This is a genomic window from Bacillus sp. m3-13, from assembly GCF_000175075.1.
Classification (GTDB): Bacteria; Bacillota; Bacilli; order Bacillales; family Bacillaceae_I; genus Sutcliffiella_A; species Sutcliffiella_A horikoshii_C.
In genome coordinates this window covers 131,177-150,275 of record NZ_ACPC01000022.1, presented here as the reverse complement: position 1 = coordinate 150,275, position 19,099 = coordinate 131,177, and the positions used below count along the sequence as shown (strand labels likewise).

The following is a 19,099-nucleotide window of genomic DNA, read 5'->3' as shown; positions in this document are numbered from 1 at the left end:
TTGCACCTTTTTACGTTTCACGTGGAACACTAAGGTTAGACCCCTTTTTGAATCTCAACGACTAAATCGCTATGCAAAAGCAAAAAAGGTAACAGAGAGGGTGTCTCAAGGCCCAAAACCCCTCCGCAAAGGCAAAAACGGTAACAGAGGGGGCGTCTCAAGGCCCAAAACCCCTCCGCAAAACTAAATACGGTAACAGAGACCCCCATATAAATTCCTATTTTTACTTCCTCAACAATAAATACATAAAGTAAGGTGCCCCAATCAACGCGACCATGGTGCCCGCTGGAATCCCGCTATCAATCAAGTTGCGCCCCACCGTGTCCGCAAACAATAACAGCCAGCCGCCAATCAAAATCGCTACGGGGAGGAACAATTGGTTTCTAGGGCCCACCAGCGACTTTGCCATATGAGGGGCCATCAAGCCAACAAAAGCAATACCACCTGTCACAGAAACCGCTGAAGCCGCCAATGCCACTGCAACAAGCAACAAAACTACACGCTCTTTTTCAAGCGATATCCCAACCCCAATTGCCACCGGCTCACTCATGCCAAGCAGATTTAAACGGTTGGCTTTATACAAAGTAAAAGGAACCAATACAAGCAGCCAAGGCAACAATGCCAGTATGAATGGCCAATCCGTTCCCCAAATCCCACCGGCCAGCCATTTGGCGATAAAATCCACTTTTACACGCTCAGCCGACGAAATTAAGATAATCATCATACCCGAAAGCGCCATCGAAAACCCGACTCCGACCAATACAAGCCGGACAGGCTGAAGACCGCCGACCCTCTGATAAGAAAACAAATAAATCAACATGGCCGTAATAAGCGCCCCAATAAACGCAACAGCCGGTAGCATGTATACGAACGAACCAACGTTAATCGGAACATACAAGAAGAATACAGAAATGGCCACACCTGCCCCAGCATTAATACCAATAATCCCTGGGTCAGCGAGATCATTACGGGTAATCCCTTGCAGTATCGCACCTGATAATGCAAGCGCCATGCCGGCAAGAATGGTGATGACAATACGTGGAAACCTGATGGAAAATAAAACAAACTCCTCTTTAAAGCTTCCTTGACCTAAAATAGTAGGTATTAATCGGTCGAACGAAAGAGATGCAGGTCCAATTCCGATTCCAACAACAATGGTAGTCAAAATAAGTAAAGCTAAAACCGCTACAATAATACGTTGTTTTCTTAAAATAGATGGATGAATCATGAGAATGCTTTCCCTCCTTTACGGACAATAACAAGGAAGAAGGGAAGGCCGACCATCGCTACAATTGCCGCTACAGGTGTTTCAAAAGGAGCGTTGATGGTACGTCCCAGTGTATCAGCAAAAAGCATAAAGGTGGCTCCTACAATTGCGGACATCGGCAAAATGAAGCGGTAATCTGTACCCACAATGGCACGCACGATATGTGGAACCATCAAGCCGATAAACGCCATATTCCCGACAAGTGCTACAGAAGCGCCCGTTAACAAGATAATGACGACAAACAGTATCCCTTTTACCACTGCAATCTTTTGCCCCAACCCAACCGCAACTTCCTCACTGAGACTAAGGATGGTCAGTTGTCTGGATAGGTAAAGTGCCACAAGCAAGCCAACCGTGATTAACGGAATAATCAATTGCAACTGGCCCCAAGTTGTGCCAATAATTCCACCTGCTGTCCACATGGAAACATCGCGCGAGAGCTTAAAGGTCAGCGCGACTCCTTCTGCTATGGCAAAAAGAAAGGCAGAGACTGCTGCGCCTGCAAGGACAATCCGCAGAGGTGAAAATCCGCCTTTTTTCATCGCACCTAAACCAAACACCATAATTGCCCCTACAGCAGCCCCAATAAAACACGCAATGGTAACGCCGTAGTAGTTAATAGAAGGTAAGAATGCCAGTGTGATAGCAAGTGCAGCGTTCGCTCCAGCCGTCAACCCTAGAAGTCCTGGGTCTGCAAGAGGATTTCTTGTCATTCCTTGCATAATGGCACCAGCAACCGATAACCCAGCCCCAACAAAAATCGCAGCAACCTCACGTGGTAGTCGTATTTCTCTAATGATCAAGATTTTATCTCCACTCGTTCCTGGTGAAGTTAACGCCAGCCATACATCCCGGATGGTAGTATCAGCAGCACCTAGAACCATCGCAGCAAAAAACACCGCCACAAAGACGATGATTGCCCCCATGAATTTAATTGTAAAAGGAATGCTTCGTTCCAATGCTATCTTCATAATCCTCATCTTTTCTTTATTAGAATGGAAGTTTAATAATATGTAAAACATTGTTGATCGCATTGAAAGGCGCGCAGACTTCTGCGGGAGGAAGGGACAGGGGAGACCCCGCAACGTAGTGAGGAGGCTCCCGGACCGCCCGCGAAAAGCGAAGCGCCTGGAACGGAGATCAACTGGGCTCAAGCAAAAACAAAGGTGGTAACAATAGAATAAGAGGGACCTTCTAATAAAAGAAGTATCCCTCCAACAAAGTCTTAGTTTCCTAAAAAGCTATCTTTAAAGAATTCCAACTGGAAATCAAGGGAAATCGGATCGTTAAAATAGAATTCTTTTGCATCCGCTTCAAAAACCTGACCGTTCTTGACAGCAGGAATATTCTTGTACGTATCTGTTTCCTGGAATGAAGTATCTCCGTTAGAATCCTTACTGAACACAACATAATCACCTGCAAACTCAGGCAATACTTCAAAAGAAAGCGTATAGTATCCAGCTTCTAAAGCTTCTTCTTTTACTCGCTCAGGCATCTTCAGCTTCATTTCTTGATAAAGGATTTCTGTGCCACGGCCCCAGTTGTCCCCAAAAACGTAAAGCTCTTTATCAAAGTTTTCGATAACAGATACAGTTGCATCTTCACCGATTTTAGCACGGATCTCTTCTCCAGCTTCTTTAGCACGTGCTTTGAAGTCATCCACCCATTTTTGAGCTTCTTCTTCTTTGTTCAATAGTTTACCAATTTCAATATGTTGTGTAAGATAGTCCACTTTCCCGTAAGTGTATGCGACAGTTGGCGCAATTTCGCCTAACTGCTCCAGGTTGTTCGTATTGGAGGCAGCGATAATTAGATCTGGATCTAGTTCAATAATTTTCTCTAAATCTTGATCGGTGATTTCTTCGGCATTTTCAAGGTACTCTTGGTAACGCGGATTTGCCATTGCCCAAGAATCCGTTCCAACAATATTTGTTCCAAGAGCCATGACATTTCCAGCAACAAAGGAGTTTATTACTACAACTCTTTGAGGATCTGCTGGTACTTCAATTGGACCTGTTTCTGCTTCATAAGTGATAGTTTCAGAGGAGGAAGCATTACCTTCATTAGAACTATCAGCATTATTATTACTTGTATTATTACTTGCATTATTATTTGTGTTTCCGCAGGCACTAACGACCAGCAATAGCAGGAATACGAATGGAATCATTAATTTTTTCATCTTGGTTGTCTCCTTTAAGTAAGTTGTAGGTTAAGCACATAGGCTTGTTTGTTCGTGGATCGCGGCCAATTTGGGCGTCGATTTGAAATACTCCTCTTAAAACTTCAGGTGTAATTACTTCTTCGCAATTTCCTGATTTGATGATGTTTCCATCTTTTAAAGCAATAAGGTAATCGGCAAATCTGGCTGCCTGGTTTAAATCGTGCAGGACCATGATAATGGTGCGTTCCTGTTCTCTATTTAGCTTTTGCAGAAGCTCCAACACTTCCAACTGGTGAGCCATGTCCAAGTAGGTGGTAGGTTCATCTAGGAAAATGATTTCCGTTTCCTGAGCCAAGGCCATCGCAATCCAAACGCGTTGGCGTTGACCACCCGATAGAGCGTCAACCGAGCGGTATTTAAACTCCGTTGTCCCTGTCACCTCAAGTGCCCAGTCTATGACCTCATAATCTTTTTTGGTCAATCGTCCGAAGCCTTTCTGATAAGGAAAACGGCCGTAGGATACCAGCTCGCCGACAGTTAATCCGCTTACACTTTCAGGCGTTTGAGGCAGAATCGCCATTTTTTTTGCCAGTGATTTCGTGTTTTCTTTGGCAATTTCTTGTCCATCTAGCAGGATAGCTCCAGATTGGTGGGAGATGATTCTAGTGATGGCTTTTAATAGCGTGGATTTTCCGCAGCCGTTAGAGCCAATAATCGTTGTAATTTGTTTGTCTGGTATTTCAATAGATAAGTCTTTTATGATTAAGCGTTCACCATAGCCAATGTTCAGGTCTTTTGTGTATAGGCGAACCATTATGTAACCCCCAGTTTAAATTATGTTTACAATAATGATAATGATTATCAGTGTCGCTACAACTATTACTATAAGACTATTAATAAGGGAAGTCAATAAGTAATTGAGAAATAATATCAATGAAATCGTTACACTTCCCTACGCTAATGCAAGAAAGAGTTTTTAGTCGTCATTTGTGTAAAAAATCATTATAATGAATAAGTCAAAAGAACTAGTCATATTTTGAGATAGGGTATTTATTCGCATATAGAAATAGGGAGTTGAGTAGGTTGTTACCACTCGTATCTGTTGTGATCCCCACCTATAACCGATTAACAAAGCTTTCAGAGTTGATGGAGGCCCTCGTTTTGCAAACAAGGAAAGATTTCGAGGTTATCGTAGTCAACGATGGAGGGGAAAGCGTGGATAGTTTAAAAGAATACTATCCAGAACTAGGTCTTACCACCATAGATTTAATGGAAAATGTAAAGCATGTGCAAGCAAGGAATATTGGCGTTTCTTTTGCAAAAGGGGAATTTATCATGCTTATTGATGATGACGACTTGATTGTGCCGACTCACATAGAAACGATGTTAGAAAAGATAAAAGACGCTGATTTAGTCTATTCAGATGTGGAAATCGTTCATTATGAAAAAAAGAATGGAGTTCGGGAGGCAAAAACCAGGCATCTGTTCGCATATGAGCTTGATTTGGCTGCGATGCGAAGGTTTTCTACATTTGTACCATCCGGCTGTCTATATAGAAGCTACCTTCATGATCGAATCGGAATGTTTGATCCGGATATGAAAAATTATTGGGATTGGGACTTTTTCTTGAGGGTATCTAAAAGGTTCACCGTTGCTAGGTCAGAGGTGGCAGGGGTACTTTATGATTTTTCCGCAGAAAATAGCAACCAGTCCAAGGATTTAAACAGCATGAGATTTTACTTGGATCGCTTGTCGGATAAACATAATTTAGGAGAGCTGCCAACGAAGAATTTCTGGTTGCTGCTAGAAGAATCAGAAGTGAAAAAAAGAGAGGCTGCAAGCAAGATAGTTTGGAACGGAATGCCGATTATTTCTAGGCTTCAACGATTAGGAAGGCTGGAAGAGGCATAAAAAATAGGAAAGGGACGAATCCCTTTCCTGCTTAAAGTGCATCTTTGATCACTCTTTTATAGTAGATAACAGAGAGTAATCCGAATATCGAATAAAGCCCAGTGTATATAATCATGACAATAATCATGGGTGTCCATACCTCGGTTCCGAAAAAGAACCAGCCTGATTGAACGGCAAAATAGCTGTGGAGCAAGCCGACAATAAGTGGTATCCCAAAATTGAAAAGCTGTTTAGCTTGTATCCCTCTGAGTAAATCCCATTGTGTGAAGCCGAGCTTCCGTAAAATGGTATAGTTTGGTCGTTCCTCTTCGCTTTCATCCACCTGTTTAAAGTAAAGAATGCAACCGGATGTGACGAGGAAGGTGAGCCCAAGGAATCCAACGATGAACATCACAAACCCCATGCTGTTTTTCATGCTGTTAGCCGTAAGCTGTTGGGACTCATTGGGCCCAGTGCTCGCTAAGTCAAGCTCTGTAAAAATGGTGATGGCGTGGTCTAAATCCTGCTCGTCAGGGATATCAATTCCCGTATATAGGAAAGAAGATCTCTGAATTTCTTGATCTAGGTCATTTGATAGCTTTTCCATGACAGATTCATCCACCACTACTACTGGAAATCCGCTAAATGTATAGGGAGAAGATAATATGAAGTCATCTCTTAATTCTAAATAATCCAGCGGAATCCGCTCCGTCTTACCTATCAGCTCAATACTACCTGAATCTTTAAAGGTGATTAAGGAAGAAAGCGCACTACTGTTTCCGCTAAGTAACGCCTCTCCTTCTGATAGTTCAAGGCCATCCACGGAACTTTCTCCAATCACAGCTGTTTGGAGAGAACCTGGATCGACATTGAGTCCTTCTGTATCAGAGTTCAAAACCTCTTCCATATTCACATTAGCTTGATACACTTCTATCTCCTTTACGGTATAGGAGATTTCTTCGTCTTCCAGTGCTTTTTTAAACGTGGCGGCATCCTCTGAATGGTAGATGGAAAAATCATTAGGTACATTTCGCTCGGCAGATTTTTCCGCAGAATAATAAGAGATATAGCTTAAAGACAGTAGCCCGATTGCCAAGGCTGAAACGGTAGTAATGACCGTTAATAGAAAGGCGTTCGATTTCATCCGGAACATGATGGAAGAAAGGGACAAGACCTCATTGATTGATAAGTAGCCACCTTTTTTCTTACGGATTAAATGAAAGATAAATCGAACAGAGCCTTTATAAAATAAGTACGTTCCGATAATGACTGAGCCAAGGATATAACTCATGGTCAAAAAGAGGATGTTAACAGAGGTCAAATCTCCGTCGAACATTCTCGAAGAAATATAGTAACCAGAGCTGATAAGTCCCAATCCGGCCACGCCAATAAGGATCTCCCAAACGGAGATTTTCTTAACCATCTCTTCAGAGGAAGAAAGGACGCGAAATAATGAAAGGATTGTCTGCTTTTTAATAAAAAGATAATTCATCGCCATGATTAGTATAAAGATGCAACCAAACACCAGTAGCGTCTGATAAAGTGCTTCAGGTGAAAAGCGCAACTCTGCAGTAGAATCGACACCTGTAACTTTAAACAAAATCAATAAAATAAGCTTAGAGAATGAAAAGCCGGCTAAAACTCCAAGTAAGGTGGAAGAGAAATAAAGGATAAAATTTTCCATGGTCAAGATGCGAAAAATCTTTCCTTTTGTCATCCCAATAAGTTGGAAAAGTCCGATCTCCTTGCTGCGGCGTTTTATGAAAATTGTGTTGGCATAGAGCAAAAAGACAGATACAATGGCAATCAATAATACAGAGGCCGCTTTTATCGCGCCTGCTCCTTTTACCGAACCTTCCGCTGCATCCATGGAAGGGTCAAATTGCAAGGTGACAAAGGAAAAATAAAGAGCAACAGTGAACACCAATGCAAACACATACAGTAGATAGTTTTTAAGGTTTTTTCTCAGGTTTCGCAGAATCAATTGATTAGTGCTCATATTGCACCCCGCTAAGCACACCTTGAGTGCGCATGATGTCTTTGAAAAAGTCCTGTCGCGTTTCGTCCCCTCTATTCAGTTGCGTGTAAACCTGCCCGTCTTTTATAAAAATGATTCTGCTGCAATAGCTTGCTGCGACAGGATCGTGTGTCACCATAATGATGGTTGCTTTGCGTTTTTTGTTCAGATCGCTGAGCTTATTTAACAAGTCAGAAGCAGCCTTGGAATCCAGTGCACCTGTTGGTTCGTCTGCAAAAATGATGCTTGGCTCATGGATGAAAGCTCTCGCTGCAGAGGTTCGCTGCTTTTGTCCGCCGGATATTTGGTTTGGATATTTGTCTTTTAAATCAAAAATGCCAAGCTCGTCCGCTACTGCCTGAAACTTCTCGTCGGCTATCTTTTTGGAGACCTTAGCGACGGACAGTGGTAACAAGATATTCTCTTTTACAGTCAAGGTGTCTAGCAAATTATATTCCTGAAAGATGAATCCAAGATGGTGCTTGCGGAACTCTGCCAGCTTTTTTTCCTTAAGGGTGGTGATTTCTTTGTTATTGATTTGAATATTACCTTCAGAGACTTTATCTATAGATGATAGAACGTTAAGCAGGGTGGTTTTCCCAGAGCCGGAAGCACCCATGATACTCACGAACTCGCCTTCTTCTAATGTTATGTCGATTCCTTTTAATACTTCTTGCCTGTTAAATCGATTACCGTAGCTTTTTTGTATATTTGAGGCATGCAAGATGGTCATGCTTTCACTCTCCTTTTCTATCACCATTATAAAACTGAGATATTTCCATTTCCTTCGATTCACCTAACAAAATGAAGAAGCGTGTGACAGTTTTGTCACATGCTCCAAACGTTGGTGAACTGGTTAGTTTTTGAGAAGGTAAGGGTAAAAGTAGACCCTTTAGATAACACAGATTCAACAGTAATGGTGATGGAAAGTGCTTTTGCTGCCTGTGTGGCTAAATATAAGCCCATTCCTGTTGCTGCCTGGTTATGATGGTTAGAAGTGGATGTGAATCCTTTTTCAAAAATCCTTGGCAAATCACGGTTGCTTATCCCCATCCCATAATCTGTAATGGATAGCTTTATCATGCCGTCTTCAGTAAAGCTTTTTATTTCTATGTCGCCTGATTCACTATACTTGACCGCATTCGTGAGAAATTGCCTGATGATAAAAGAAAGCCACTTGCTGTCACTCCATACAAATTGCTCCTTCAGATCTACTTCAAAACCAATCCCCTTTTGGATGCACCAAGATTGCAGTGTTTTAATTTCATCAAATATAATGATTTCCAAATCTGCTTTTTCCACGAATAGATCATTTTCCATGGATGAAATTCTTCTAGAGTGAAGCTGCTGATCTAACAGCAAGTGAATCCGTAGCCACTCGAAGGTTATTTGCTTTTTCAATTTAAGGTCTTCAAGTCTATCAACCATCAGTTTCATCGCGGTCAATGGAGTTTTCACCTCATGTATCCAGGCTAGCAAATCTTCCTTTTCCTGATCAAGTTCCGAAGTATGCCGAGAAAGTTGTTGCTTCTGATGATAAGTGAAGTCTGTTAAGGATTTTTGGACAATCTTTTCAAAAGGGCTTTTTGCTTCTATCATTTCGGAAAGGTCCATTGCAGGATCTAACTCCATTAACTCCTTGTAAAATGCTGCCTCTTTTAGATAGCGAAAAAAAAGGAAGATTATTAGCAAGAGGATAGAAAGGAAGTTGAAGTAAAAGATGGCAGTCAAGCTGACGGACGCATCTAAATAGGCAATAAAGATAAGTAAAAGCTGAATGGATATAAAAAACACGATCCAACTTCTCTTTTCTTTCAAATAGGTCTTAATCATGGATGGAATCCCCTTCAAGAGCGATATACCCCTGGCCGACCTTCGTTTCAATATATTGACCAAGTCCTATTTGCCCCAGATGCTTGCGAAGTCGATTTACATTGACGGTTAAGGTATTATCGCTTACAAAGCGTTTATCATCCCACAACCGATTAATCAATTCATCGCGACTGACAATCTTGTTTTTATTTTCAACCAGTGAACGGAGGATAAAGAGTTCATTCTTCGTCAACTCAATCGTTCCCTTTTGATTGGACACGGTGTTTTTTTCAAAATCAATCGTTGCCCCGGCCCACGCTTTTAAGTTAATCGGCTCGGCACTGTATTGATATACCCGTCTGAGCGTTGCTTGTATTTTGGCGATGAGCACATCAAAATGGAAGGGCTTTTGCACAAAATCATCGGCACCAAGTTGCATAGACATAACCATATCCATCGGATGGTCCCTTGATGAAAGGAAGATGATCGGAACCTTGGAATGGTTACGGATCATCCGGCACCAGTGAAAACCATCATACTTTGGCAGCTGAATATCTATAATCACAAGGTCAGGCTTAATTTTTGTGAAATCTTGAAGTACCTCATGGAAATCAGTCACTCCGTGAACATCATAAGTCCACTGAGTCAATCGCTCCTCCATCTCTGAAAATAAGGTTTTATCGTCTTCTATGATAAAAATTTTGAACAAAATAGCCACCACATTTCCATTTGTAAATAGTTCCTTTTATTGTATCCGAAAAAGGAGAGGCAATCTAATGGAAAGAGGATATATTCAAAAAAATGCCACTTCCCCGGAGGAAAGTGGCATCCAAACAAAGTTATTTACCATGCATCTTAAACTCTAAAAACAGCTCATTATAATAAGCTAGATTTCTTTTTCCGAGGTTCTCATACACCTCAAGCTTCTCAGTCAGCTCTGGTGGCGGATAGAATCGTTCGTCACCTGTCAGCTCTTCATCTAAAAGAGGCATTGCGGCCTTATTTGGTGTAGAGTAACTCACATAATCCGTGTTTTCGGCTGCTACTTCCGCTTCTAACATAAAGTTGATAAACTGATGTGCCGCTTCGACATTCTTGGCCGTTTTCGGAATGACCATATTATCAAACCACAAGTTTGATCCTTCTACGGGAACGACATATTCAAGGTCTTCGTTTTCCCACATCAACTCAGCAGCAACTCCAGACCAAACAAGTCCGATGGCAGCTTCTTCATTTTCAATCAGCATGCGGTTCTCATCCCCGACAATTGCTTTGATGTTCGGAGTAAGCGTGTCTAGCTTTCTTTTCGCCTCAAGCAGGTGCTCTTGATCCGTATCGTTTAAGGAATAGCCCAGACTGTTTAGGGCCATTCCCATCACTTCACGTGCACCGTCTATCAGGAGAATTTCATTTTTTAAATCCTCATCCCAAAGGTCGTTCCAGCTTGTGATCTCTTTTCCATCTAACATAGAAGGGTTGTAGACAATTCCTACCGTTCCCCAGAAGTAAGGTACAGAGTATTTATTTTTCGGATCAAAGGGGAGATCCATGAAACGCTCGTCAATGTTTCCAAGGTTAGGTAGCTTAGCATGATCCAGCGGAATCAGCAGATCTTCGTGGATCATTTTATCAATCATGTATTCTGAGGGAACCGCAATATCATAGGTGGTTCCGCCTTGTTCAATTTTTGTTTTCATTGCTTCGTTCGAGTCAAACGTTTCATAGATGACCTTCACACCGGTTTCTTCTTCAAACTGCTCGACCACATCCATGTTGATATAGTCGCCCCAGTTGTAAATGGTCAATGTATTTCCGCCAGAGTACCCTTGAGCGGAATTCAATTCAGTGATGGCATACCAAAGGACAGCTGAAGCCAACACGACCGCGACTGTAAACTGTACAAGCTTCTTCATCGTCTGACCCCCATTCCAGTAGGCTTATTACGAACTGTGATGAAGTAGTACACAATCACAAGAACAATGGTGAACAGGAATAGTAATGTAGATAGTGCGTTAATGTTCAATGCAATTCCCCGGCGCGCAAGAGAGTAAATTTCAACAGAAAGGGTGGTAAAACCGTTTCCTGTCACAAAGAATGTAACGGCGAAATCATCCAGGGAATAGGTCAGCGCCATAAAAAATCCGGCAAATATTCCCGGTGTGATATATGGCAACACAACCTTTCTCATTACATCCCAGCGGCTAGCTCCTAAATCATGGGCCGCATCAATCAAGGTTGGACTCATTTCCAAAAGCTTTGGCAGTACCATTAACACAACGATGGGTACACAAAAGGCAATATGGGATAACAGTACAGAGAACATGCCAAGCTTGATTCCGGCCATCGTAAAGAGAATAAGGAAGGAAGCACCGATAATAACATCAGGACTGACAATTAATACGTTATTTAAAGATAATAAGGTGTTTTTGGTTTTCCTATTTTTAAAAGAATAAATAGCAATTGCTCCCATCACTCCGATAACGGTGGAGATCAGGGCGGAAAGTAAAGCGATCAATAGCGTGTTCAATACGATAATTAGTAGTCGCGTATCAGCAAAAAGCTCTTTATACCAATCCAATGTAAAGCTTTCAAAATCATACATTGTTCCTCCGCTATTAAACGAGTAAAACACGAGAAAGAAGATAGGAAGGTAAAGAATCGCAAAAATCAAGACGAGAAATAACGTCGATAATGGAGATGTTTTTCTATTACCCATGTTAGATTCCTCGCTTTCTGCTGCTAGTCAATTTCATGAAAAGGAACATGATGATAATTAAAAATACGGCAATGGTCGAACCCATTCCCCAGTCTTGAGTGACAAGGAAATGTTGTTCTATCGCCGTTCCAAGGGTGATGACCCTGTTACCGGCTATTAATCTTGTTAGCATGAACAGTGATAATGCCGGGATGAAAACAATCTGACATCCGACCTTTACTCCGTCTAAAGTAAGCGGCAATGTGACCCTCCAAAACGTTGTAAGGCGGGATGCACCTAAGTCATTTGCAGCATCAATTAGTGTCGGATTCAGTTCATTTAAGGCGTTGAATATCGGCAGGATCATAAATGGAATGAAAATATAAACAGAAACAAACACAAAACTGAAGTCTGTGAATAATATCTGCTGGGAACCGATCCCAATTACTTCTAAAAAACTGTTGGCCATTCCATAAGTACCAAAGATACCTAGGAAGGCATAAGCTTTTAAAAGCAGGTTGATCCAAGAAGGAACAATAAGCAACAACAGCCACAAATATTTGTGACGGGTTTTCGTTAACAATAATGCCGTCGGATAGGCTATCAACAGGGTAATGGCCGTGATCAGAAAGGCATACCAAAACGAACTCAGCGTCATTTTTAAATAGACGGGAGTAAAGAACTTCTGATAATTTTCTAGTGACAAGGTGCCCTCTATATTAAAAAAAGAATAATAGAGAACCAGTAATATCGGCGCTATGACGAATAACGCAATCCAAAGAGCATAAGGAATAAAATAAAGATTCTTCGTTACTCTATTTTCCATGGCTCGCACCGGTTGTATGGGAATAGCCCTCTAAGCGTCTGTCAAAATCCTCTTCCGATTCTCCAAGTCGCATAACATGAATAGCTTCTGGGTCAAAATACAGTCCAATTTGATCCCCGACAGAAGCTTTCTTCGTAGAATGAACAAGCCATTCGTTACCTTCTTGGTCATAGCTGCTTATTTCATAATGAACACCACGGAACAGTTGAGAATCTACTCGAACTTGAAGTTTTCCTTCTGCAGGTGTGGTGATTGCCAAATCCTCAGGTCGGATGACAATGTCCACTTTTTCGTCGTCCTTCAAGCCCTTGTCCACACATTCAAATTGCTTGCCGGCAAATTCCACAAGGAAATCCTTGATCATTCGCCCTTCTACTATATTGGATTCCCCGATAAAGTCTGCAACAAATCGGTTGATCGGCTCATCATAAATATCTATTGGCGTCCCGCTTTGAATAATTTGCCCTTCATTAAGGACGAAGATCTCATCTGACATCGCAAGGGCTTCTTCCTGATCATGGGTAACGAAAATAAACGTAATGCCAAGGCGCTGTTGAAGTTCTCTTAATTCATATTGCATTTCCGTACGCAGTTTTAGGTCTAGTGCGGATAATGGTTCATCTAGCAAAATAACTTCCGGTTCATTAACGATCGCACGCGCAATCGCGACACGCTGGCGCTGACCGCCGGACATCTCTCTGATTTCACGAGATTCAAAGCCTTTAAGGTTAACGAAACTAAGCGCTTCTGTTACTTTCTTTTCAATATCAGCCTTTTTCATCTTTTTGATTTTCAGCCCAAAAGCGACATTTTCAAATACATTTAAGTGAGGAAAAAGAGCATAATCTTGAAAGACCGTGTTCACCTGGCGTTTGTTTGCAGGAACATCATTAATTTTTTCTCCGTTAAAATAAATATCCCCCGCAGTTGCCTCTGTAAAGCCGGCAATCAGACGAAGGATCGTCGTTTTCCCGCAACCGGATGGGCCGAGCAGGGTATAAAACTTCCCGCGTTCTATCTCAAAACTAACATTGTTAAGCACAGCAGGATCATTATCAAACTGCTTGCGCACATCTTTAAACTGAATAATGGCGTTAGTCATAGCAACCTCCCTGTATATCAAAAGTCAATCATTTTAAGACGAATATTAATTCATGATTCGGGACAATTATACAGGAATTACCTGAAAAAACAATATAAAAAATGCTTGTCCCACAACCAAGTTATGGTCAGGGAGACAAGCATTTTTATTACCATTCTTTCGGCTCATAATTCAACTCAGCAAACAGCTGGCGTTTTTCCTTTTTGCTAAGGTCGCGCCACTGTCCCATCGGCAAGTTACCAAGCTCGATATTCATGATTCGAGTGCGCTGCAGCCTTAATACCTCATACCCAAGTTCCGCACACATGCGTCGAATCTGACGGTTTAACCCTTGCGTCAAAATAATCTTAAAATCAAACTTAGATAGTTGCTCCACTTCACAAGGAAGCGTTTTGGTTCCTAGTATCTTAACACCTTCAGACATCTGCTTCACAAAGTCCGGAGTAATCGGCTTATCAACAGAGACGATATATTCTTTTTCATGTTTGTTTTCAGGGCGTAAAATTTCATTGATGATATCTCCGTCGTTTGTTAATAAAATCAGACCTTCTGATTCCTTATCAAGACGCCCAATGTGAGAAAGACGCAGAGGATGATTTACTAGGTCAATGATATTTCCTTTTACTTTCTTTTCCGTGGTGCTGGTGATGCCAATAGGCTTATTCAAAGCGATATAGACATTGTCTCTGGCAATTCGGATGATTTGACCGTTCACCAATACCTCGTCTCCGGGGTTCACCTGACCGCCGATTTGGGCAACCTTGCCATTGATCTTCACTTTGCCTTCCTCAATCAGCTTATCGGCTCCGCGCCTTGAAGCAACACCTGAGTCACTAATAAATTTATTTATTCTCATTCTAGTACACGTCCTTATATGAAAAATGAACTCACTCTTATATAGGAAGAGGAGAGGAATGGTTCTGTCTATGTACCCTATCATACAATAAACAAAGGACCGCTTACAAATGGACGGGCAACCAGATAAATGCGTGGAGGTTTTATGCGTCTTTAGTGCTTTAAAGGGGAGTGGGTCAGACCCCTTTTATGTAATTTCTACCATTGAAAATGCTAGAAACCTAGTATTTATCTGCAAATTTTCGACAATTTTCTTATCTAGGTATTTTTATTCATGAAAATATGTTCATCTTTGAAAAACATATATTGAAATATTGGAAGTTTACGAATATAGTAATGAGAGTAAGGGTTTTCAATTTACTATAAATTTATAATTTTGGGGGAGTTAAGGCATGAAAAAGGGTTTAATTGCAACGATCGTCACTGTTTTAACCACGATGATCTTTTTAGTAGGTTGCGGTACAGACAACAATGGTAGTTCTGATACTGCTTCTGGCGATGGCAGCGGTTCTGACTTAATGGTCGGAATGGTTACAGATGCTGGAACAATTGATGACAAATCTTTTAACGAAGGAACTTGGAATGGGATCCTTCAAGCAAAAGAAGACTTCGGCATTAAAGAGAAATACTTAAAGCCGGCTGGTACTACAGAAGCTGACTACATGCAAGAAATTACAAACTTATATGATGCAGAATTTAAGTTTATTGTTACTCCTGGATTTAAATTTGAAACAGCGGTTTTCCAAGCACAAAGTCAATATGAAGATGCAAAGTTCGTCCTAATCGACGGATCTCCACATAATGGCGATTTCAACCCAGTAGTGGGTGAAAATACAGTATCTATCTTCTTCGCAGAGCACGAAGCTGGATTCTTAGCTGGTGTTGCTACGGCTCTTGAGTTAAAAGAAGGCGAAGCTGGATTCATCGGTGGTATGGAAATTCCTCCAGTTCAAAAGTTCAACTGGGGCTTCCAACAAGGTATTGCGTATGCTAACGAAAACTTAGATACAAATGTAAGCATTAAAGAAGAAAACGTTGTGTACCAAGGTACATTTGACGATGTAGCTGCAGGTCAGCAAATTGCTGGAGCAATGTTTGACCGTGGCGTAAATGTAATCTTCGCAGCAGCGGGTGGAGTTGGCGTTGGGGCAATCAACGAAGCGAAAACTCGTGTTGAAGGCGGAGACGATGTATGGATGGTCGGTGTAGACGTTGACCAATACGAAGAAGGAAAAATGGATAACGGTGAATCTGTAGTCTTAACTTCTGCAATGAAGAAAATCGACACAGCTGCAGCTGATATGATCAAAGCAGAAATCGATGGAGAGTTCCCAGGTGGCGAAACTCTTACATTTGATGCGAAAAACGATGGTATTGGACTTCCTGAAGAAAATCCAAACTTAAGTGATGAAACAACTACTAAAGTTGATGAGATCTTTGAACTAATCAAATCCGGTGAAGTAGAAGTATCTGCTGAGCAAGGCGATTTGATCAAGTAATACGTGCATTACCTAGCGTAATCATCTAGAGCAAATTCGTTTGCTAGATTCAGATTGATAAAGAAAAGGCGGGGTGACCCGCCTTTTTTAATGCAAATGTAAGAGGTTAGTTGTCTGTCCTCTTGGGATAAATAAACTGTTTTGGCAAAGTTATTAAAGTTTATAGAGTTTTTGGAATTAGTGGATTGGAGTTGAAGCCACTTGACTCCTGCGGGAGATAGAGGGAAACGAGAGACCCCGCAGGCAAAGCCGAGGAGGCTCTCGGCCCTCCCCGAGGAAAGCAAGTGGCTGAAACGAAAAGAAACGGGACAACTTATAAACGGCAACCTTTGTGAAAAAAACAAAAACAAAAAAGGGAGAATCACTCTATGGACTATGTAGTGGAGATGCTCAATATCCGGAAAGAATTTACTGGAATAGTTGCCAATGATGATATTACACTTCGTCTGAAGCAAGGGGAAATTCATGCCCTTCTTGGAGAAAATGGTGCCGGGAAATCAACGCTGATGGCTATTTTGTTCGGTATGTATCAACCGGATAGAGGATCTATAAAAATAAATGGCAAGGAAATGAAAATTGCCAACCCTAATGTCGCGACAAAACTCGGTATCGGGATGGTCCACCAACACTTCAAGCTGGTCAGTAATTTTACGGTAACAGAGAACATTATGCTTGGTTCCGAATTGCATAAAATGTATGTGCTTGATAAGAAAACAGCCAGCAAAAGAATAGAAGATTTGTCTAAAAAATATGGCTTGAATGTGGATCCACATGCCAAAATTGAAGACATTTCCGTTGGCATGCAACAGCGTGTTGAAATTCTGAAGATGCTTTATCGTCAGGCTGACGTACTTATTTTGGACGAGCCTACCGCGGTTCTTACTCCTCAGGAAATTGAGGAACTGGGTAAGATTATGAAGAACCTTATCGCAGAAGGTAAATCCATTATTATTATCACGCACAAACTGAAAGAAATTAAGGCGATGGCGGACAGGTGTACGGTTATCAGAAGAGGAAAGACAATTGGCACGGTAAATGTGGCGGAAACGTCCAAAGAACAAATGGCTGAAATGATGGTCGGACGTGAAGTCAACTTTAAAGTCGACAAAACAGAAGCGAATCCAAGCGACGTTGTATTAAAAATGGACAATGTTTCGGTAAAGAAGGGCAAAGATGTGATAGCCCTTAAAAACCTGTCTTTAGAACTGAAAAAAGGCGAAATCCTTGGAATAGCAGGGGTAGACGGGAATGGTCAGGCAGAAATAGTAGAAAGCATTACTGGCTTGAAACAAGCGGACTCCGGAACCATTCTTTTTGAAGGAAAAGACATCACCAAAATGCCGGTTCGTTCTAGAATCGCAAGCGGGATCGCTCATATTCCGGAAGACCGTCACAAGCATGGACTTGTTTTAGATTATACAATTGAAGAAAATATGGTTTTAGAATTGTACCATAAAGAGCCCTACTCCAAACGTGGCGTGCTTAATTTTGCTGCGATTAAAAAACATGCAGATAATATCATTAAAAACTTTGATGTACGTTCTGGTGAAGGCGGGAAGTCCATTGCCAGGTCCCTTTCAGGCGGTAACCAGCAAAAGGCTGTAATCGGACGGGAGATCGAATTAGATCCGACTCTGCTTATTGCTGTTCAGCCGACGCGTGGACTTGATGTTGGTTCGATCGAATACATCCATAAAAGACTTGTGGAACAACGAGACAAAGGGAAAGCTGTTTTGCTTGTGTCCTTGGAACTAGATGAGGTATTGAATGTTTCAGATCGCATCGCTGTTGTGAATAATGGCCAACTAGTTGGAATCGTGAATGCAAAGGAAACTAACGAGAACGAACTTGGTCTGATGATGGCTGGCGTGATGAAGGGGGAAGAAGAATGAGAAATGGCATAATCTCGTTGCTTGCTGTCCTTTTCGGTTTGATTGCAGGTGCGATATTGATGGCAGTCACAGGAAATAATCCTGTGGAAGGATATAAATATTTATTTGAAGGCGGATTAAAGAACCTTTCGAGAATCGGAAATACGCTTGCAACAGCGACACCGCTTATTTTCACGGGTCTATCGGTAGCATTTGCTTTCCGTACCGGCCTGTTTAATATCGGAGCGGCAGGACAAATGCTCTTTGGTGGTTTTTGTGCTGTTGCGGTCGGACTGACTTTTGATTTTTCCAAACCTGTACTATTAGTAATGATGGTCGTGGCAGGATTTATCGGAGGAGCACTTTGGGCTTTTATCCCTGGACTTTTAAAGGCAAAGTTCAACGTTCATGAAGTAGTATCTACAATTATGATGAACTGGATTGCCTACTGGACGGTATATTATGCGGTTCCTACTTACTTTAAGGGAGAGTTTCTGGAAACAGAATCTAAAAAACTACCAGAATCCGCATCTTTACGCACGCCAATTTTAACAGACATGTTTGATGGGTCTTATATTAACCTTGGATTATTTATTGCTACAATTGCAGTGATCATCTTCTCCTTTATCATCAATAAAACCACGCTTGGTTATGAGTTGAAGGCGGTTGGCTTTAACCGTGATTCAGCGGAATATGCAGGTATTGCGGTAAACAGAAGTATCGTTACTTCCATGGTTATTGCCGGTGGTTTGGCTGGTCTTGGGGGAGTGGCATTCTATGCCGGAAATGCGACAAGCATTCAAATCGGTATTTTACCTACGCAAGGGTTTGATGGAATTGCCGTGGCACTTTTAGGTGCAAACACGGGTATCGGGGTATTGTTGGCGGCTATTTTCTTCGGTCTTCTCTATTCCGGTCGCGGGTTTATGAACGCGATGACAGAGATTCCACCAGAAATAGCAGATTCTATCATTGCAATCATCATCTATTTTGCTGCTACAAGTATTTTAATTGATCGAATGATTCGCTTCTTTATTAATAAGAAGAAAAATAGACAACCGGTAGCAACTCAAAACAATGCTCAAAAGAAGGAGGAGGTATAAG

General features: G+C 41.6%; 17 protein-coding genes. 4 read left to right on the top strand and 13 right to left on the bottom strand.

The features are described 5' to 3' along the window. Positions 1-223 precede the first annotated feature (223 nt). The 4 genes from M313_RS0116305 to M313_RS0116290 all read right to left on the bottom strand — a co-directional run bounded on the left by M313_RS0116305 (position 224) and on the right by M313_RS0116290 (position 4,242). Positions 224-1,228, bottom strand: coding sequence for a FecCD family ABC transporter permease (locus tag M313_RS0116305; protein WP_010197750.1), 1,005 nt, complete (start codon positions 1,226-1,228; stop codon positions 224-226). After that, entirely contained in the window at positions 1,225-2,238 is a 1,014-nt protein-coding gene (locus tag M313_RS0116300) for a FecCD family ABC transporter permease (RefSeq protein ID WP_010197748.1), read from the bottom strand. Before M313_RS0116300 ends, M313_RS0116305 begins: the two co-directional genes overlap by 4 nt. Positions 2,239-2,492: 254 nt before the next feature. Next, the gene (locus tag M313_RS0116295) at positions 2,493-3,446 is read right to left on the bottom strand and encodes an iron-hydroxamate ABC transporter substrate-binding protein (protein ID WP_010197747.1); all 954 of its coding nucleotides are present in this window, start codon (positions 3,444-3,446) and stop codon (positions 2,493-2,495) included. Further along, positions 3,397-4,242 carry an ABC transporter ATP-binding protein gene (locus tag M313_RS0116290; RefSeq protein ID WP_010197745.1) on the bottom strand — a complete coding sequence of 282 codons (846 nt, stop codon included), beginning with the start codon at positions 4,240-4,242 and terminating at the stop codon, positions 3,397-3,399. Before M313_RS0116290 ends, M313_RS0116295 begins: the two co-directional genes overlap by 50 nt. Positions 4,243-4,511: 269 nt before the next feature. Here M313_RS0116290 and M313_RS0116285 point away from each other — a divergent pair, with 269 nt between their 5' ends. Next, positions 4,512-5,339 (top strand): glycosyltransferase family 2 protein, encoded by an 828-nt coding sequence (locus M313_RS0116285; RefSeq protein ID WP_010197743.1) that lies wholly within the window; start codon positions 4,512-4,514, stop codon positions 5,337-5,339. A 31-nt stretch (positions 5,340-5,370) separates the two neighbouring features. On the opposite strand, the gene M313_RS0116280 is transcribed toward M313_RS0116285, so the two are convergent. The 9 genes from M313_RS0116280 to rluF form a co-directional block, all read right to left on the bottom strand. Further along, positions 5,371-7,317: an ABC transporter permease gene (locus tag M313_RS0116280; RefSeq protein WP_010197741.1), complete on the bottom strand. Its 1,947-nt coding sequence runs from the start codon at positions 7,315-7,317 to the stop codon at positions 5,371-5,373. Beyond that, the gene (locus tag M313_RS0116275; RefSeq protein WP_010197740.1) at positions 7,307-8,068 is read right to left on the bottom strand and encodes an ABC transporter ATP-binding protein; all 762 of its coding nucleotides are present in this window, start codon (positions 8,066-8,068) and stop codon (positions 7,307-7,309) included. The genes M313_RS0116280 and M313_RS0116275 overlap by 11 nt, the downstream gene beginning before the upstream one ends. 95 nt (positions 8,069-8,163) lie before the next feature. Further along, positions 8,164-9,168: a sensor histidine kinase gene (locus M313_RS0116270; RefSeq protein ID WP_010197738.1), complete on the bottom strand. Its 1,005-nt coding sequence runs from the start codon at positions 9,166-9,168 to the stop codon at positions 8,164-8,166. Continuing rightward, the gene (locus M313_RS0116265; RefSeq protein ID WP_010197736.1) at positions 9,161-9,856 is read right to left on the bottom strand and encodes a response regulator transcription factor; all 696 of its coding nucleotides are present in this window, start codon (positions 9,854-9,856) and stop codon (positions 9,161-9,163) included. Before M313_RS0116265 ends, M313_RS0116270 begins: the two co-directional genes overlap by 8 nt. 130 nt (positions 9,857-9,986) lie before the next feature. Further along, on the bottom strand, positions 9,987-11,060 hold the full coding sequence (locus M313_RS0116255) for an ABC transporter substrate-binding protein (RefSeq protein WP_010197734.1): 1,074 nt from the start codon (positions 11,058-11,060) through the stop codon (positions 9,987-9,989). Further along, complete coding sequence (locus M313_RS0116250) at positions 11,057-11,863, bottom strand: ABC transporter permease (protein ID WP_010197732.1); 807 nt, start codon at positions 11,861-11,863, stop codon at positions 11,057-11,059. Before M313_RS0116250 ends, M313_RS0116255 begins: the two co-directional genes overlap by 4 nt. 1 nt (position 11,864) lies before the next feature. Next, positions 11,865-12,668 carry an ABC transporter permease gene (locus tag M313_RS0116245; RefSeq protein ID WP_010197730.1) on the bottom strand — a complete coding sequence of 268 codons (804 nt, stop codon included), beginning with the start codon at positions 12,666-12,668 and terminating at the stop codon, positions 11,865-11,867. Further along, the gene (locus M313_RS0116240) at positions 12,658-13,770 is read right to left on the bottom strand and encodes an ABC transporter ATP-binding protein (RefSeq protein ID WP_010197728.1); all 1,113 of its coding nucleotides are present in this window, start codon (positions 13,768-13,770) and stop codon (positions 12,658-12,660) included. The genes M313_RS0116245 and M313_RS0116240 overlap by 11 nt, the downstream gene beginning before the upstream one ends. Positions 13,771-13,918: 148 nt before the next feature. Beyond that, the gene (gene rluF, locus M313_RS0116235; RefSeq protein ID WP_010197726.1) at positions 13,919-14,626 is read right to left on the bottom strand and encodes a 23S rRNA pseudouridine(2604) synthase RluF; all 708 of its coding nucleotides are present in this window, start codon (positions 14,624-14,626) and stop codon (positions 13,919-13,921) included. Positions 14,627-15,017: 391 nt separating this feature from the next. Between rluF and M313_RS0116230 the strand changes: the two genes are divergently transcribed. The 3 genes from M313_RS0116230 (at position 15,018) to M313_RS0116215 (ending at position 19,098) form a co-directional block, all read left to right on the top strand. Continuing rightward, positions 15,018-16,124, top strand: coding sequence for a BMP family lipoprotein (locus tag M313_RS0116230; RefSeq protein ID WP_010197724.1), 1,107 nt, complete (start codon positions 15,018-15,020; stop codon positions 16,122-16,124). A 368-nt stretch (positions 16,125-16,492) separates the two neighbouring features. After that, positions 16,493-18,016 (top strand): ABC transporter ATP-binding protein, encoded by a 1,524-nt coding sequence (locus M313_RS0116220; protein ID WP_010197720.1) that lies wholly within the window; start codon positions 16,493-16,495, stop codon positions 18,014-18,016. Continuing rightward, positions 18,013-19,098 (top strand): ABC transporter permease, encoded by a 1,086-nt coding sequence (locus M313_RS0116215; protein WP_010197713.1) that lies wholly within the window; start codon positions 18,013-18,015, stop codon positions 19,096-19,098. Before M313_RS0116220 ends, M313_RS0116215 begins: the two co-directional genes overlap by 4 nt. The last annotated feature ends 1 nt before the right edge of the window (position 19,099 follow it).

Excerpts from the sequence above, each read along its gene's own strand:
- M313_RS0116305 (WP_010197750.1), bottom strand. The coding sequence starts at position 1,228 with ATGATTCATCCATCTATTTTAAGAAAACAACGTATTATTGTAGCGGTT.
- M313_RS0116300 (WP_010197748.1), bottom strand. The coding sequence starts at position 2,238 with ATGAAGATAGCATTGGAACGAAGCATTCCTTTTACAATTAAATTCATG.
- M313_RS0116295 (WP_010197747.1), bottom strand. The coding sequence starts at position 3,446 with ATGAAAAAATTAATGATTCCATTCGTATTCCTGCTATTGCTGGTCGTT.
- M313_RS0116290 (WP_010197745.1), bottom strand. The coding sequence starts at position 4,242 with ATGGTTCGCCTATACACAAAAGACCTGAACATTGGCTATGGTGAACGC.
- M313_RS0116280 (WP_010197741.1), bottom strand. The coding sequence starts at position 7,317 with ATGAGCACTAATCAATTGATTCTGCGAAACCTGAGAAAAAACCTTAAA.
- M313_RS0116275 (WP_010197740.1), bottom strand. The coding sequence starts at position 8,068 with ATGACCATCTTGCATGCCTCAAATATACAAAAAAGCTACGGTAATCGA.
- M313_RS0116270 (WP_010197738.1), bottom strand. The coding sequence starts at position 9,168 with ATGATTAAGACCTATTTGAAAGAAAAGAGAAGTTGGATCGTGTTTTTT.
- M313_RS0116255 (WP_010197734.1), bottom strand. The coding sequence starts at position 11,060 with ATGAAGAAGCTTGTACAGTTTACAGTCGCGGTCGTGTTGGCTTCAGCT.
- M313_RS0116250 (WP_010197732.1), bottom strand. The coding sequence starts at position 11,863 with ATGGGTAATAGAAAAACATCTCCATTATCGACGTTATTTCTCGTCTTG.
- M313_RS0116245 (WP_010197730.1), bottom strand. The coding sequence starts at position 12,668 with ATGGAAAATAGAGTAACGAAGAATCTTTATTTTATTCCTTATGCTCTT.
- M313_RS0116240 (WP_010197728.1), bottom strand. The coding sequence starts at position 13,770 with ATGACTAACGCCATTATTCAGTTTAAAGATGTGCGCAAGCAGTTTGAT.
- rluF (WP_010197726.1), bottom strand. The coding sequence starts at position 14,626 with ATGAGAATAAATAAATTTATTAGTGACTCAGGTGTTGCTTCAAGGCGC.
- M313_RS0116230 (WP_010197724.1), top strand. The coding sequence starts at position 15,018 with ATGAAAAAGGGTTTAATTGCAACGATCGTCACTGTTTTAACCACGATG.
- M313_RS0116220 (WP_010197720.1), top strand. The coding sequence starts at position 16,493 with ATGGACTATGTAGTGGAGATGCTCAATATCCGGAAAGAATTTACTGGA.
- M313_RS0116215 (WP_010197713.1), top strand. The coding sequence starts at position 18,013 with ATGAGAAATGGCATAATCTCGTTGCTTGCTGTCCTTTTCGGTTTGATT.